Raw genomic sequence first — 16,563 nt, forward strand, 5'->3', positions numbered from 1 at the left:
GCCCCCGACGGGGGCGGGCCTTCGTGCACTGCGGGCGTCTCACTGACCGCGCGGGAGGCCTGCCGGAGCTACTGGCCGGCGAACTTCTCGCTCATCATGGCGTAGAGCTGCTGTGCGTTCTGGTCCAGCCGCGGACCCGCCAGCCAGCCCGAAGTCACCGGGCCGATCGAGGTGTTGGAGACCAGCGCGAGCTTCCCGTCCGGCTGCTCCGCGAACCAGCCACCACCGGAGGAACCACCCGTCATGGTGCAGCCGATCCGCCACATCGTCGGAGTGCCGGGAGCGATGGAGAGCCGTCCGGGCCGGTCCACACACTTGTGCATGAGGGCGCCGTCGTAGGGAGGGGCGGCCGGGTAACCCCAGGCGCCCATGGCGCTGATGTCCTTGGCCTCGGGGGCGTCGAAGTCGATGTCGAGGGCGACGCCGACCGTCTCCTCGAGGGACTTGGTGCCCTTCTCCGGCTTCACGTGCATCACGGCGTAGTCGTACGGAGCGCCCGTGCCGCCCGTGGGGCCGCCCTCGTCGATCCATCCGGCGGAGGTCGCCACCCAGTCGGCCCAGTAGACGCCGTACGGAGCGACCTCGTGCGGCTGCGCGTTCTCCAGCGCGGCGGGCGACTTGCCCTGGTCGTTGTAGGCGGGCACGAAGGCGATGTTGCGGTACCAGCCACCTGCCTGGCCGGCGTGGACGCAATGGCCCGCGGTCCACACCATGTTGGACTTACCAGGGTTCTTCGGGTCCTTGACGACGGTCGCGGAACAGACCATCGAGCCCTCGGGGGCGTCGAAGAACACCTTGCCGACGGGGGCGGCGTTCTTGTGGTACGGCTTCTTCTCGGGCTCGGCCTGTACGGGGCGCGGCTCCGGGTCGGTCACGTCCTGGTCACCGGAGATGTCACCGGCCGCCATGGTCTTGGCGGGTGCCTTGGCCGTCGTCATCCGCTCGGGCTTCCACAGGCCCTCGATCACCGGGTTGACGAAGTCCTTGGCCTCACGCAGCCACTTGTCCTTGTCCCAGTTCTTCCACTCGCCGTTCTTCCACTTGTCCAGGTCGACGCCCTGCTCCTTGAGCTTGTCGGCCAGGTCCGCGGGGAGCGCGGCACCGCCGTTGTCCGCGGCGGCGGATGCGGCCGGCTTGTCGGCCGAGTTGTCCTCGCTCGGGCCGCAGGCGGTCGCCGTCAGCGCGAGGGCCGAGACGAGACCGGCCGTGGCCAGCAACGGACGTATGGATCGCATGGAAACGATTCCCCCTGAATGCTTCGAATCTTCGACATGTGCTGGAAGTGCTCGCACCTGTGCCGCGACGCGCGCCGACAGGGCGGCGTCCGAGCTGGTTGCCATGAGCGTGTCATGGAAAAAGGCGGCCTCCGGGGCCGCCTCGGGGTGCGGCACCACTCTAGGCCGGTGCTCGGTCCATCAGCCCGGCAGGAGCCCCAACTCCACGGAGTCTCCACGAGGGTGAAGAACCACCAGGTGAACAAGGGCCCGGCCGTACGGCCGGACCCCTGCCCGCGTCACTGCGCCCGGGCACTCGCGTGCCCGGATTCTCCTACTGGCCCTCGAACTTCTTGCTGACCGCCTTGTAGACGCCCTCGGCCTCCTTGCCGAGGCGCGGACCGGCCAGCCAGCCGGCCGTCACCGGGCCGATCGAGGTGTTCGAGACAAGGGTGGGCTTGCCGTCCTGGCCCTGCGCGACCCAGCCACCGCCGGACGAACCGCCGGTCATGGTGCAGCCGATGCGGTACATCGTCGGCTCCTCGGCCCTGAGCGACAGCCGGCCGGGCTTGTCGGCGCACTGGAAGAGCTTCTGGCCGTCGTAGGGCGGGGCCGCCGGGTAGCCGGTGGCGGTCATGTTGTCGATCTTCGGCACCGCGGGGGCGTTGAAGTCGACCGGCAGGGCCGCACCGACCGTCTCCTCGAGGGACTTGCCCGTGCTGCCCTTCTCCGGGGTCACGTGGATGACGGCGAAGTCGTATGCAGCGCCCTGGCCGCCGGTCGCGGCCCCCTGGGAGATCCACTGGTCGGAGGTCTGCGCCCAGTCACCCCACCAGACACCGTAGGGAGCGATCTCCTCCTTGGGCGCCTTCTCCAGTTCCGCCGTCTCCTTCGCCCCGTCGTTGTACGAGGGGACGAAGGCGATGTTGCGGTACCAGCCGCCGCTCTTGCCGGCGTGCACGCAGTGCCCGGCGGTCCACACCATGTTGGACTTGCCGGGGTTGGCGGGGTCCTTCACCACGGTCGCGGAACACACCATCGAGCCCTGCGGGCCGTCGAAGAAGACCTTGCCGGCCTCTGCGGCGTTCGCGTGGTACGGGGCCTTCACGGCCTGGGCGTCGACCGGGGCAGGGGTGGGATCGGTGACACCCTCGTCGCCGGAGATGTCGTTCTCGACCGGCTTCTCGGGCGGCTGTTCGGCGTCACGCATCCGGTCGGGGTCCCAGAGGTCCTCGATGATCGGATTGACGAAGTCCTGTGCCTCACGCAGCCACTTGTCCTTGTCCCAGTTCTTCCACTCGCCGTTCTTCCACTTGTCCAGGTCGATCCCGCGCTCCTTGAGGCGGTCCTTGAGATCGTCCGGAATGGTGATCTTGTCGTCGGTCGGCTGCTCGGCCGACGCGCTCGGCTTGTCGCCGGCGTTGTCCTCGGTCGGGCCGCACGCGGTGGCGGCCAGCGCGAGCACCGCGGCCATGGAGGCCACTGCCAGCGTCGGGCGAATGGGTCGCATCTCTTGATCCCCCTGGGACTTCGGTGCTGCTGATCTGAACTGTCGGAAATATCAGGGAACTTCCGGAACGAGCAAGCTCCCGCCCGCCGCAGTGGAGTCCGCTGCGGAAGGCGCCCCCCACTATGCCGGTGCCGATGGGGACGGCGTGCGGCAGGTCCACGGTTCCGGCACCGCAAGGATCTTCCGATCGGCCGTGATCCCCGGCCCCTCGCGTCGTTGGTACGTGCGGGGGACACAAGGACAGCCTTCAGCGCCGGTGCGACGCGCAGGAGTGCCATACCGATGTGCAACGCAACTGTGACAGCCGGAGGATCAACAGCCGTGGCCGTGACCGAACCTGCTCCGGTGGCGCCGACCTCGACCCACGAGGGGATTCTGCGCAGGCAGTCACTCCGTGAGTCGGCGGCCCGCACCTATGCGCGCTCGCTGCCCATCGTGCCGGTACGGGCCAGGGGGCTGACGATCGAGGGCGCCGACGGACGGCGGTACCTCGACTGCCTCTCCGGTGCGGGCACCCTGGCGCTCGGGCACAACCACCCTGTCGTCCTCGAGGCGATCAAGAAGGTCATCGACTCGGGTGCCCCGCTGCATGTGCTCGACCTCGCCACACCCGTCAAGGACGCCTTCATCACGGAACTGTTCGCCACACTCCCGAGGGCGCTGGCACAGGACGCGCGCGTCCAGTTCTGCGGACCCGCCGGCACGGACGCGGTCGAAGCCGCTCTCAAACTCGTCAGGACCGCGACCGGCCGCAGCGGCCTCCTCGCCTTCACGGGCGCCTACCACGGCATGACGGCAGGCGCGCTCGAAGCATCGGGGGGCGCGACGGACGTGAGGGTCACTCGGCTGCCGTTCCCGCACGACTACCGGTGCCCCTTCGGGATCGGCGGCGAGCGTGGCGCGGAAATCGCCGCCCGCTGGACGGAAAGCCTGCTCGACGACCCCAAGAGCGGTGTCCCCGAACCGGCGGGCATGATCCTCGAGCCAGTGCAGGGCGAGGGCGGAGTGATCCCGGCGCCCGACGAGTGGTTGCGGAGGATGCGCGCCATCACGGCCGACCGGTCCATTCCGCTGATCGCCGACGAAGTGCAGACCGGCGTGGGGCGCACCGGCACCTTCTGGGGTGTCGAGCACAGCGGGATCGTGCCGGACGTGATGGTGCTGTCCAAGGCCATCGGGGGTTCCCTTCCGCTGGCCGTCGTCGTGTATCGCTCCGGGCTCGACGTCTGGCAGCCCGGTGCCCATGCCGGGACGTTTCGCGGCAACCAGCTCGCCATGGCCGCCGGAGCGGCGACCCTCGCCCATGTGCGCGAGAACCGCCTCGCCGAGCGCGCCGCCACGCTCGGCGCGCGCATGCTGGCGAGTCTCCAGGGACTCGCCGCGGCCCACCCCTGCATCGGAGACGTACGGGGCAGGGGCCTCATGATCGGCGTCGAACTCGTCGACGCCGACTCCGCGGCACCGGACGCGCTCGTACCACCTCCCTCGCCTCGGCTCGCGGCCGCCGTGCAGCAGGAGTGTCTGCACCGCGGACTGATCGTCGAACTGGGCGGACGCCATGCCGGTGTCGTACGCCTGCTCCCTCCTCTCACCCTGACCGACGAGCAGGCCGTGGCCGTCCTGGACCGTTTCGCCGACGCCCTGGCCGCCGCAGAGCGCTCCACACAACGCCGTACCGACAACAGGCAGTCGCACTGAACCCGGACAACGTCACAAGGAAGCTCTCCGTGAACCCCACACCCGTACCCGATGCGCCCGAGTCCATCGACGGCCCCGCCGGCCACCACCGCAGCCAGGTCGGTTTGAGCGGCCCGCTCACCATCGAAGCAGCGACGGTGCCACGCCAGACCGGGCGGCACGACGAGCAGCGCGGCGGGGCGACAGCCTGCACTCCGCACGCCTGCGGGGCGGAGCCATCCGCCCAACCGGACGTGGAGCACGACCACCTCGACGACCCCGATCCGCGCCGCGCCGCGGACACGGCGACCGTGGAGAACCTGCTCCGCTGCTGGGTACGGGAGAACGGCCTGCCCCGGCCGGAGGAAGACGTCCTGCGCGTCCCTCTCGACGCCAGCGGCACCGCGCTGCTGGTCCCCGTCCGCTACTGGTCGGCCACCGGATGGCACCGCTTCGGCGCTCCCACCCTGCAGGGAAGTCCGCACGAGGCCACCCGGGCCGACGCCGTGACCGTCGCCGCGCTGCTCGGCCGCGAAGCCGGCCATGGCGGAGGCACGGACCTCGTGAGCCGCGTCGCCGACTCCGTCCGCCGCACCGCCGACTTCATCGCCGACCGGCGTGCCCGCCCCACTGCCCCGCCCGAGGCCGACCTGTTCCTCACCGCCGAGCAGTCGCTGCTGCTCGGCCACCCGCTCCATCCGACTCCCAAGAGCCGTGAAGGACTCTCCGAGGCCGAAGCACAGCGCTACTCGCCCGAGCTGTACGGCTCCTTCCCGTTGCACTGGATGGCCGTCGACCGGTCCCTCCTTGCCACCGAATCCGCCTGGACCGAGCAGGGCCGCACCGTCACGGCCGAGCAGCTGACCGCCCGGCTGGCGGGAGACCTCACGCTCCCCGGCAACACCGCCGCCCTGCCCCTCCACCCATGGCAGGCACAGGACCTCGGGCAACGCCCCGAGGTGGCCGCCCTCCTCGACGCGGGTCTGCTGCACGACCTCGGTCCCCGCGGCGACGTCTGGTATCCCACCTCCTCCGTCCGCACCGTGCACCGCCCGGGTGCTCCCGCCATGCTCAAGCTCTCCCTCGGTCTGCGCATCACCAACTCCCGGCGGGAGAACCTCCGCAAAGAACTCCACCGCGGCGTCGAGGTGCACCGACTGCTCCGCGCGGGCCTCGCCGAGCAGTGGCGGGCCGCGCACCCCGGATTCGACATCGTGCGCGACCCGGCCTGGCTCGCCGTCGACGCACCCGGGGCCGAACCCCTGCAAGGGCTCGACGTGATGATCCGGCACAACCCCTTCGGCCCCGGGGACGACGCGGTCTGTGTAGCGGCGCTGACCACTCCCCGGCCGTGGCCCGGGCGGGTGGGCATGCACTCACGCCTCGCCACCGTCGTCGAGCGGCTCGCCGCCCACACCGGGCGGCCCGTCACGGCTGTGGCCGCCGAGTGGTTCCTTCGCTACCTCGACCACGTCGTGCGCCCGGTGCTGTGGCTGGACGCCACTGCGGGCATCGCGCTCGAGGCGCATCAACAGAACACGCTCGTACTGCTCGATCCCCACGGCTGGCCGACCGGCGGCCGCTACCGCGACAACCAGGGCTACTACTTCCGCGAGTCGCACCGCGAGCGTCTCGCCTCCCGCCTCCCTGGGATCGGAACCCACAGCGACACCTTCGTGTCCGACGAGGTCACCGACGAACGCTTCGCCTACTACCTCGGCATCAACAACGTGCTGGGGCTGATCGGAGCGTTCGGAGCTCAGGGCCTCGCCGACGAACGCGTCCTCCTCGCTGCCTTCCGGCAGTTCCTCACCTCCGCCGTCGGTATGGGATCACCACTGCCCGGCCATCTGCTGGAGACGCCCACGCTCCGCTGCAAGGCCAACCTGCTCACCCGGCTCCATGGGCTCGACGAACTCGTCGGCCCGGTCGACACCCAGTCCGTCTACGTCACCATGGCCAATCCCCTCCGATCTTGAGGCACCACGAACCGACCGAACCGCGAGAGGAGAGCGCCCCGATGGCGCCCACCGATGTGCACACCGACAGCGGGCATGGACCCGCGCCCCGGCCGGGAGGGGGCGCGGAGGACACGCTCGACCTGCGGTTGCCGGAGGACTTCCTCACGCTGTTCCGTGGGAACGGCGAAGCCGGGCAGTCGGGGCCGGCGCTGCCGACACCGGCATCGGCAGTGTCAGAGACACCGACTTGGAGCGCGTCAGAGACACCGGCGTCGACCGCGACGTCGGCATCGACCGTGAGGCCGGCACCGGCCTGGGAGCCGACACGGCCTGCCGGCCCGGCCGCGGCAACGGCTCCCGGGTCAGGCCCGGGCCAGGCAGCGGCAGCGCCCCTGGCACCGGCGAAGGCCGGCGGCGCCGCCGGCGACCTGCTCGACAACCTGGGCGGCTGGGAGCCGGCGGCCACGCCCGTCGGCGTCTTCCGACTCGTTCCTGTGGTCCTCGAACGTGATCTCGCGCTGATCAGCAGGTGGATGAACGACCCCGGGGTCGCCGCCTTCTGGGAACTGGCGGGACCCGACTCCGTCACCGCAGCTCACTTGCGCGCACAACTCGACGGTGACGGCCGCAGCGTCCCCTGCCTCGGCGTCCTCGACGACAAGCCGATGAGCTACTTCGAGATCTACCGGGCCGACCTCGATCCGCTGGCCCGCCACTATCCCGCGCGCCCGCACGACACCGGTATCCATCTGCTCATCGGCGGCGTGCTGGACCGCGGCCGTGGCATCGGGTCCGTCCTCCTTCGAGCCGTATCCGATCTCGTTCTCGACAATCGGCCTCGATGCACCCGCGTGCTCGCCGAGCCCGACATGCGCAACACCCCCTCCGTCTCCGCATTTCTCAATTCCGGCTTCCGCTACTTCGCCGAACTCGACCTTCCCGACAAACGAGCCGCCCTGATGGTCCGTGATCGCGCCCTGCGGAACCTGCTGTGAATGACCCGCTGACTTACATACACCGCTCGATCCGCATCGGTTCCACCTGAGGAGTCCCCGTGCCGAAGTCCCCTGCCAGCGACGACGACTCCATCGACTCCGTCCCGACCGGCTCCGGCTCCACCGGTCTCCGGCCCGTCGATGCCACCACCGCTTCCGCCGGCATCGGAACCGGCCCCGGAACCGATGCGGCCGCCAACGGCGCCGCGGCCCGGCCGCACGCGGTGCCGTTCACGCCGCCGGGCCTGACCCGGCAGAACTGGGACCGGGCCGCTGCCCGCCTCCTCGCGAAGATGATCGGCGAGTTCGCCTACGAAGAGATCATCGAGCCGGTCCCCGTCCCGCACGCGGCCCCGGACGAGGCTCCTGCCCCGCACGCGGCTCCGGACCCGGCTCCGGACCCGGGTCCCGACCCGTCGTCCGGAGCGTCCGGATCCACCGGCGAGGCCCGTCGCTACACCTTCCCCATCGACGCGACAGGCGTGCTCACCTTCCGCGCACGCCGCGGCGCCTACGGCAGCTGGCGTGTCGATCCCGGCTCTGTCGAGTGCGACGGCCGTCCGTTCAGCGACCCGCTAGCCTTCCTCGCGCGGGCCAGGAACCTGCTGGGCCTCGATGGAGCGACCCTCGGTCACCTGCTGCGTGAAATGTCCGTCACGCTGAGCAGCGACACCCGGCTCGACGGCACCGCGTTGACCGCCGCCGAACTGGCGGACCTCGGCTACGCGGAGCTCGAGGGCCACCAGACGGGGCACCCGTGGCTGGTCCTCAACAAGGGCCGGATCGGCTTCTCCGCAGGCGACGCCGCCCGATGGGCACCGGAAGCCCGCCGCCCCGCACGCCTCCCGTGGATAGCGGTGCGGACCGGCCTGGCCGCCTACCGCGGCGTCGCCGGCCTCGACCGGGCCGAGGACCTCTACCGTCGCGAGCTCGACCGGACCACCCGCGACTCCTTCGCCGACGCTCTGCGCGCCAAGGGACTGGATCCCGCCGCCTACCTGCTCCTGCCGGTGCACCCGTGGCAGTGGGACGAGGTGATCCTGCCCCTGTACGCGCCCGCCGTCGCCGACGGCGACATCGTGCCCCTCCCCAGCGACGGTGACCTGCGACTGCCCCAGCAGTCGATCAGGACCTTCGTGAACGTCGACCGGCCCGATCGCCACACCGTCAAACTGCCGCTGTCCATCCTGAACACCCTGGTCTGGCGCGGCCTGCCCACAGAGCGCACGCTCGCCGCACCCGCCGTCACCGCATGGGTGCACGGGCTGCGCGACGCCGACCCGTTCCTGCGCGACGAATGCCGGGTCGTTCTCCTTGGGGAGGTCGCCTCCGTCACGGTCGAGCATCCGCTGTACGACCGCCTGGCAGAGGTCCCGTACCAGTACAAGGAACTACTGGGAGCCATCTGGCGGGAACCGCTCCAGCCGCGACTGGAAGCCGGCGAGCGGGCCCGCACCCTCGCATCGCTCCTCCACACGGATCCGCAGGGCCGGGCGTTCACGGCCGAACTGGTCGCCCGGTCAGGGCTCGCACCGACCGTCTGGCTCCGGCGGCTCTTCGCGGCGCTGCTGCCGCCGCTGCTGCACTTCCTCTACCGCTACGGCACGGTCTTCTCCCCGCACGGCGAGAACGCCATCGTCGTCTACGACGACCACGACATTCCCGTGCGCCTCGCGATCAAGGACTTCGTCGACGACGTGAACGTGAGCGCCCGGCCTGTGCCGGAGCACGCGTCCATGCCGGACGACGTCCGGCGGATCCTCCTCACCGAGGAGCCGGGCTTCCTCACCCAGTTCATCCACTCGGGTCTCTTCGTGGGCGTCTTCCGCTACCTCGCCCCGCTGTGCGAAGAGCAACTGAACGTTTCGGAGGAGGAGTTCTTCTCACTCGTAAGGGCTGAGATCCTCCGGTACCAGGCCCGCTTCCCGGAGCTCAAGGAGCGCTACGAGACGTTCGACCTGCTCACTCCCCGGATCGAGCGGCTGTGCCTCAACCGCAACCGGCTGCATCTCGACGGTTACCGGGACCGCCCCGAGCGCCCGCACGCCGCCGTTCACGGCACGGTGCCCAACCCGTTGGCGTCGGCCTGATGCTCCGATGCGTGATCCTGTTGTCGGTGGCGCCCCGTAGGGTGGTCGGGCTATGACGAAGCCATCCCTCCCCGAGCTCCTCCACGCCGCCGTGACCGCCGTCGGCGGGGTGGAACGGCCAGGCCAGGTCACCATGGCCGAGGCCGTTGCCGAGGCCATCGACGACGATTCCCATCTGCTGGTCCAGGCCGGCACCGGTACGGGCAAGTCGCTCGGTTATCTGGTTCCCGCCCTGGCCCACGGCGAGCGTGTGGTCGTGGCCACGGCGACGCTGGCGCTGCAGCGGCAGCTCGTGGAGCGTGACCTTCCGCGGACGGTCGAGGCACTGCACCCACTGCTGCGCCGCCGCCCCGAGTTCGCCATGCTCAAGGGGCGGTCGAACTACCTCTGCCTCCACCGCCTGCACGAGGGCATGCCGCAGGACGACGATGAGGGTCTCTTCGACCAGTTCGAGGCAGCGGCACCCACGAGCAAGCTGGGCAAGGACCTGCTCCGTATGCGCGACTGGGCCGACGAGACGGAGACGGGGGACAGGGACGACCTGACTCCGGGCGTCTCCGACCGCGCCTGGAACCAGCTCTCCGTCTCCTCACGCGAGTGCCTGGGGGCCTCCAAGTGCGCGTACGGAGCGGAGTGCTTCGCGGAGATGGCGCGTGAGCGTGCCAAGCTCGCGGACGTCGTCGTCACCAACCACGCCCTCCTCGCGATCGACGCCATCGAAGGCGCGCCGGTGCTGCCCCAGCACGAGGTGCTCATCGTCGACGAGGCCCATGAGCTCGTCTCGCGCGTCACCGGGGTCGCCACCGGCGAGCTCACTCCGGGCCAGGTCAACCGCGCAGTGCGCCGCGCCGCCAAGCTCGTCAACGAGAAGGCGGCGGACGCTCTCCAGACCGCCGCGGAGTCGTTCGAGAAGCTCATGGAGCTGGCTCTCCCGGGGCGTCTCGAGGAGATCCCGGAGGATCTCGGTTATGCGCTGATGGCGCTGAGGGACGCGGCCCGCACAGTGATCACCGCGATCGGGGCCACCAGGGACAAGTCGGTCCAGGACGAGAACGCCGTGCGCAAGCAGGCCCTGGCCGCCGTCGAGAATGTCCACGCCGTCGCCGAGCGGATCAGCCATGGCTCGGAGTACGACGTGGTCTGGTACGAGCGGCACGACCGTTTCGGGGCGTCCCTGCGGGTGGCGCCGCTCTCCGTATCCGGGCTGCTGCGGGAGAAGCTCTTCTCCGAGCGCTCGGTGGTGCTGACCTCCGCGACGCTCAAGCTCGGTGGTAACTTCAACGGGGTCGGGGCCTCCCTGGGCCTTGCTCCTGAAGGCATCGGGGGAGAGGACGTGCCGCAGTGGAAGGGGCTCGACGTCGGGTCGCCCTTCGACTATCCGAAGCAGGGCATCCTCTACGTCGCACGCCATCTCACCACTCCGGGACGCGAAGGCTCCCGGGGCGACATGATGGACGAACTCGCCGAGCTGGTGGAGGCCGCCGGAGGGCGCACGCTCGGCCTCTTCTCGTCGATGCGGGCCGCCCAGGCCGCCGCCGAGGAGCTCCGCGGCCGACTCGACAAGCCGATCCTCCTGCAGGGCGAGGAGACGCTCGGTGAGTTGATCAAGACGTTCGCCGGGGATGCGGAGACGTGTTTGTTCGGCACGCTGTCGCTCTGGCAGGGCGTCGATGTGCCCGGACCCGGCTGTCAGCTCGTCGTCATGGACCGGATTCCGTTCCCGCGTCCGGACGACCCGCTGATGAGCGCCCGCCAGAAGGCGGTCGAAGAGGCCGGCGGCAACGGGTTCATGGCTGTGGCGGCGACCCACGCCGCGCTGTTGATGGCTCAGGGTGCGGGCCGGCTGGTGCGGGCCACAGGGGACCGGGGCGTGGTCGCGGTGCTCGATCCGCGGCTGGCGAACGCCCGCTACGGCAGTTACCTGCGCGCCTCGTTGCCCGACTTCTGGTACACGACGGATCGCAATCAGGTACGCCGCTCACTGGCCGCGATCGACGCGGCGGCGAAGCAGGAGGGGAAGTAGGGCCGAAGCGGTCCTGCTCGTACACATGAGCAGGACCCCGGGACCGGCGCAGTGGATCCCGGGGTCCGGTCTGGGGCCGGAGGGTGTGGTCACACCCGTCGCAGCACCGCCACCACCTTGCCGAGGATCGTCGCCTCGTCGCCGGGGATGGGCTGGTAAGCGGCGTTGTGGGGGAGGAGCCAGACATGGCCGTTCTCCCGCTTGAAGCGCTTGACCGTGGCCTCGCCGTCGAGCATGGCTGCCACGATGTCGCCGTTCTCCGCCACGGGCTGGCGTCGCACGGTCACCCAGTCCCCGTCGCAGATCGCGGCTTCGATCATGGAGTCTCCGACGACCTTCAGGACGAAGAGCTCACCGTCGCCGACGAGCTGGCGGGGCAGGGGGAAGACGTCCTCGACGGACTCCTCGGCGAGGATGGGGCCACCGGCCGCGATGCGGCCGACAAGGGGGACATATGAGGCGGCGGGCTTGCCGGTGGTGTCCGTGGGCTGGGTGCTGGGCTGGTCGGAGCCGCGGACCTCGTACGCCCGGGGGCGGTGCGGGTCCCTGCGCAGGAAGCCCTTGCGCTCCAAGGCCATGAGCTGGTGCGCCACCGACGATGTGCTCGACAGTCCGACCGCCTGGCCGATCTCACGCATCGACGGCGGGTAGCCCCGCCGCTGGACGGAGTCGCGGATCACCTCGATGACGCGCCGCTGCCGGTCCGTGAGGCCGGAGCTGTCCGCCCTGATGCCAGGAGGTCGGCCGGGCAGCGAGCGGCCGGGCTTGGGCCCCTCCGGGGTTGTGGCTGCGTCATTCATGGCTTGCACCGGCTCGAATCGGCTCTGTGAGCGGTCCTGGGCAGTGATGGTGGCACTGTCGGCGGTGGTGGTCACGTCGGCCCCTCTCGAATGGTCTCCCTAGTTTGACAACGGTAGTTGCTTTCGAAAGGTTGCGCCAAACACACGTTCGAGTGAAAAATTGCAGATTGCCTTACCTGGGCATTCTGCTGGGTGTATGTGCGAACGATCGAACCGGGAGCGGTAGCCGTTGCGGTATGTCGTCACGGTAGCCTTCGCCGTCGGCGGCGGCCGGGGCGGGGTCCGTGAGACCGCTGCATCTTCGCATTCCTGCCGTCCCGAAGCCTGGATCCGGCGCGCCCGTGTCGCCCTTCCCTGCGCCGGTCGACGCTGCCCCGCGCGCAGCGTGCGGCGGCCGATACGCTCCGCTTCGCAGGGCTCCGGTGCCTTCGCGCGACGATGTCCGGCGCGACACGCGTAGCGACCTGTGTCTGCGTCACACCACCAGATCTAGTGGTTGGATTGGGTCAGCCACCCAGAAGTTGTGTCCCCGGTGCTCCGAGGCCGAGGGCATCGCCTATGCTTGGGGCTGCTTCGAGGGGCTGGGATCCGGCCTCCAGAGGCTATTCGGTCGTGCTGTGAAGGAGGGGTTGGGGGCCATGCACTGTCCTTTCTGCAGGCATCCCGACAGTCGCGTCGTCGACAGTCGCACCACCGACGACGGAACGGCGATCCGGCGGCGCCGGCAGTGTCCTGACTGCGCCCGCCGCTTCACGACGGTCGAGACCGCATCGCTCATGGTGATCAAGCGCAGTGGTGTGACCGAACCCTTCAGCCGCACCAAGGTCATCTCCGGCGTGCGCAAGGCGTGCCAGGGCCGGCCGGTCACCGAGGACGCTCTCGCCCAACTCGGGCAGCGGGTCGAGGAGGCCGTGCGCGCCACCGGCAGCGCCGAGCTGACCACCCATGACGTAGGGCTGGCCATACTGGGCCCGCTGCAGGAGCTCGACCTCGTCGCCTACCTGCGCTTCGCGTCCGTCTACCGGGCGTTCGACTCTCTCGAAGACTTCGAGGCCGCCATCGCGGAGCTCCGCGATGGGCGGCCACCTGCCGAGGAAGGCGGGAACCGCGGGGCCGCAGAGCTTCCTGTTCCCGCCACCGCCGCCGACTGATCGGCAGAGGCTGGACGGAGAGGGCCCCGCGAAGGGGCCGCCGGCCGGCTCAGGCGGCAAATGACCTGCTCATGGGTGCTGTGCGTGGTGCCAGAGCAACAGACACAAACCGTGCCCCGGGAAGATCTGGGCACTTCAGGGCGTTTTTGCCCGTATATGGGAGGCGGCATGACCGAGACGACGAGCGGCCCGGCACGAGGGTCCCGAGCCAAGGGATCCAAGGCGAGCAAGGGCCTGCGTATCGAGCGCGTCCACACCACCCCCGGCGTGCACCCGTACGACGAGGTGGTCTGGGAGCGCCGTGACGTCGTCATGACCAACTGGCGTGACGGCTCGGTGAACTTCGAGCAGCGTGGCGTCGAGTTCCCCGACTTCTGGTCGGTGAATGCGGTCAACATCGTCACCAGCAAGTACTTCCGCGGGGCCGTCGGCACCCCGCAGCGCGAGACCGGCCTCAAGCAGCTCATCGACCGGATCGTGAAGACCTACCGCAAGGCCGGTGAGGACTACAACTACTTCGCCTCGCCCGCGGATGCCGAGATCTTCGAGCACGAGCTGGCGTACGCCCTCCTGCACCAGATCTTCAGCTTCAACTCGCCCGTGTGGTTCAACGTCGGTACGCCCCAGCCGCAGCAGGTCTCCGCCTGCTTCATCCTGTCCGTCGACGACTCCATGGAGTCGATCCTCGACTGGTACAAGGAAGAGGGCATGATCTTCAAGGGCGGCTCCGGCGCCGGCCTGAACCTCTCCCGTATCCGTTCCTCGAAGGAACTGCTGTCCTCCGGCGGCAACGCCTCCGGACCGGTCTCCTTCATGCGCGGCGCCGACGCGTCCGCAGGAACGATCAAGTCGGGCGGTGCCACCCGCCGTGCGGCGAAGATGGTCATCCTCGATGTCGACCACCCCGACATCGAGAACTTCATCGAGACCAAGGTGAAGGAAGAGGAGAAGATCCGCGCCCTGCGTGACGCGGGCTTCGACATGGACCTGGGCGGCGACGACATCACGTCGGTCCAGTACCAGAACGCCAACAACTCGGTCCGCGTGAACGACGAGTTCATGAAGGCCGTGGAGACGGGCGGCAAGTTCGGCCTGCGCGCCCGGATGACCGGCGATGTCATCGAGGAGGTCGACGCCAAGTCGCTCTTCCGCAAGATGGCAGAGGCCGCCTGGGCCTGCGCCGACCCGGGCATCCAGTACGACGACACGATCAACCACTGGCACACCTGCCCCGAGTCCGGCCGCATCAACGGCTCGAACCCGTGCAGCGAGTACATGCACCTGGACAACACCTCGTGCAACCTCGCCTCGCTGAACCTGATGAAGTTCCTGAAGGACGACGGCAAGGGCAACCAGTCGTTCGACGTCGAGCGCTTCAGCAAGGTCGTCGAGCTGGTCATCACGGCGATGGACATCTCCATCTGCTTCGCGGACTTCCCGACGCAGAAGATCGGCGAGAACACCCGCGCCTACCGCCAGCTCGGCATCGGCTACGCCAACCTCGGAGCGCTCCTGATGGCGACCGGGCACGCGTACGACTCCGACGGCGGCCGTGCCCTCGCCGGCGCCATCACCTCGCTGATGACCGGCACCTCGTACAAGCGCTCCGCCGAGCTCGCCGCTGTCGTCGGCCCGTACGACGGCTACGCGCGCAATGCCGAGCCCCACAAGCGCGTCATGAAGCAGCACGCCGACGCCAACACCGTGGCCGTCCGGATGGACGACCTGGACAGCCCGATCTGGGCCGCCGCCACGGAAGCCTGGCAGGACGTGATCCGCCTCGGGGAGAAGAACGGTTTCCGCAACGCCCAGGCGTCGGTCATCGCCCCCACCGGCACCATCGGTCTCGCGATGTCCTGCGACACCACCGGCCTCGAGCCCGACCTCGCCCTGGTCAAGTTCAAGAAGCTCGTCGGCGGCGGCTCCATGCAGATCGTCAACGGCACGGTCCCGCAGGCTCTGCGCCGCCTCGGCTACCAGCCGGAGCAGATCGAGGCGATCGTCGCCCACATCGCCGACCACGGCAACGTGATCGACGCGCCCGGCCTGAAGACCGAGCACTACGAGGTCTTCGACTGCGCCATGGGTGAGCGCTCCATCTCCGCCATGGGCCACGTCCGCATGATGGCCGCGATCCAGCCGTGGATCTCCGGCGCGCTCTCCAAGACGGTCAACCTGCCGGAGACGGCGACCGTCGAGGACGTCGAAGAGGTCTACTTCGAGGCGTGGAAGATGGGCGTCAAGGCGCTCGCGATCTACCGCGACAACTGCAAGGTCGGCCAGCCCCTCTCCGCGAAGAAGAAGGAGCAGGAGAAGACCGAGGTCACGCAGAAGACCGAGGAGACCATCCGCGCGGCGGTCGAGAAGGTCGTCGAGTACCGACCGGTCCGCAAGCGCCTTCCCAAGGGCCGCCCTGGGATCACCACCTCGTTCACCGTGGGCGGCGCCGAGGGTTACATGACCGCCAACTCCTACCCCGACGACGGTCTCGGCGAGGTCTTCCTGAAGATGTCGAAGCAGGGCTCCACCCTCGCCGGCATGATGGACGCCTTCTCGATCGCCGTCTCTGTCGGCCTGCAGTACGGCGTTCCGCTCGAGACCTACGTCTCGAAGTTCACCAACATGCGCTTCGAGCCGGCCGGTATGACGGACGACCCGGACGTGCGGATGGCGCAGTCGATCGTCGACTACATCTTCCGCCGCCTGGCGCTGGACTTCCTGCCCTTCGAGACCCGGTCCGCCCTCGGTATCCACTCCGCGGAGGAGCGTCAGCGTCACCTGGAGACCGGCTCCTACGAGCCGTCGCTCGAGGACGACGAGATGGATGTCGAGGCGCTGGCCCAGTCCGCTCCCCGGCAGCAGGAGTCGTTGAAGGCCGTCACCGCCCCGCAGGCGGAGATCCCGGCGCCGAAGGAGGCGCACACCTCCGCCGAGCTCGTCGAGATGCAGCTCGGTATCAGCGCCGACGCCCCGCTCTGCTTCTCCTGCGGGACCAAGATGCAGCGCGCAGGCTCGTGCTACATCTGCGAGGGCTGCGGCTCGACGAGCGGCTGCAGCTGACCTTGGGCGAAGCTACGTCGACGCGGTGTCCGGCGTAGCGAGCACACGGCGCTGACCAGCAGTTGAGAAGGGGACCGGCCTC

General features: G+C 69.4%; 10 protein-coding genes. 7 read left to right on the forward strand and 3 right to left on the reverse strand.

The features are described from left to right. Positions 1-68 precede the first annotated feature (68 nt). Positions 69-1,235: a trypsin-like serine peptidase gene (locus tag ACWGH4_RS15420; protein WP_441266675.1), complete on the reverse strand. Its 1,167-nt coding sequence runs from the start codon at positions 1,233-1,235 to the stop codon at positions 69-71. A gap of 313 nt (positions 1,236-1,548) precedes the next feature. Then, complete coding sequence (locus tag ACWGH4_RS15425) at positions 1,549-2,724, reverse strand: trypsin-like serine peptidase (RefSeq protein ID WP_453460457.1); 1,176 nt, start codon at positions 2,722-2,724, stop codon at positions 1,549-1,551. Between the two features lie 321 nt (positions 2,725-3,045). Between ACWGH4_RS15425 and ACWGH4_RS15430 the strand changes: the two genes are divergently transcribed. The 5 genes from ACWGH4_RS15430 (at position 3,046) to ACWGH4_RS15450 (ending at position 11,470) form a co-directional block, all read left to right on the forward strand. Beyond that, on the forward strand, positions 3,046-4,422 hold the full coding sequence (locus ACWGH4_RS15430) for a diaminobutyrate--2-oxoglutarate transaminase family protein (RefSeq protein WP_453460460.1): 1,377 nt from the start codon (positions 3,046-3,048) through the stop codon (positions 4,420-4,422). A 29-nt stretch (positions 4,423-4,451) separates the two neighbouring features. Then, a complete protein-coding gene (locus ACWGH4_RS15435) occupies positions 4,452-6,380 on the forward strand; it encodes an IucA/IucC family protein (protein WP_453460463.1) in 1,929 nt (642 codons plus the stop codon). A 278-nt stretch (positions 6,381-6,658) separates the two neighbouring features. Further along, positions 6,659-7,357, forward strand: coding sequence for a GNAT family N-acetyltransferase (locus tag ACWGH4_RS15440; RefSeq protein WP_453460466.1), 699 nt, complete (start codon positions 6,659-6,661; stop codon positions 7,355-7,357). 224 nt (positions 7,358-7,581) lie between these two features. After that, positions 7,582-9,447, forward strand: coding sequence for an IucA/IucC family protein (locus ACWGH4_RS15445; protein ID WP_453460479.1), 1,866 nt, complete (start codon positions 7,582-7,584; stop codon positions 9,445-9,447). A gap of 52 nt (positions 9,448-9,499) precedes the next feature. Then, a complete protein-coding gene (locus ACWGH4_RS15450) occupies positions 9,500-11,470 on the forward strand; it encodes an ATP-dependent DNA helicase (protein ID WP_453460469.1) in 1,971 nt (656 codons plus the stop codon). 89 nt (positions 11,471-11,559) lie between these two features. Here ACWGH4_RS15450 and lexA read toward each other — a convergent pair whose 3' ends face one another. Beyond that, positions 11,560-12,345, reverse strand: a complete 786-nt coding sequence (lexA, locus tag ACWGH4_RS15455) for a transcriptional repressor LexA (RefSeq protein ID WP_189474654.1) — start codon at positions 12,343-12,345, stop codon at positions 11,560-11,562. Positions 12,346-12,908: 563 nt separating this feature from the next. On the opposite strand from lexA, the gene nrdR reads away from it, so the two are divergent. Both nrdR and ACWGH4_RS15465 read left to right on the forward strand, forming a co-directional pair. Beyond that, positions 12,909-13,421 (forward strand): transcriptional regulator NrdR, encoded by a 513-nt coding sequence (gene nrdR / locus ACWGH4_RS15460; RefSeq protein ID WP_453460473.1) that lies wholly within the window; start codon positions 12,909-12,911, stop codon positions 13,419-13,421. 168 nt (positions 13,422-13,589) lie between these two features. After that, positions 13,590-16,481, forward strand: coding sequence for a vitamin B12-dependent ribonucleotide reductase (locus ACWGH4_RS15465; RefSeq protein WP_453460476.1), 2,892 nt, complete (start codon positions 13,590-13,592; stop codon positions 16,479-16,481). The last annotated feature ends 82 nt before the right edge of the window (positions 16,482-16,563 follow it).

It is taken from the genome of Streptomyces sp. NPDC054847 (genome assembly GCF_053610925.1).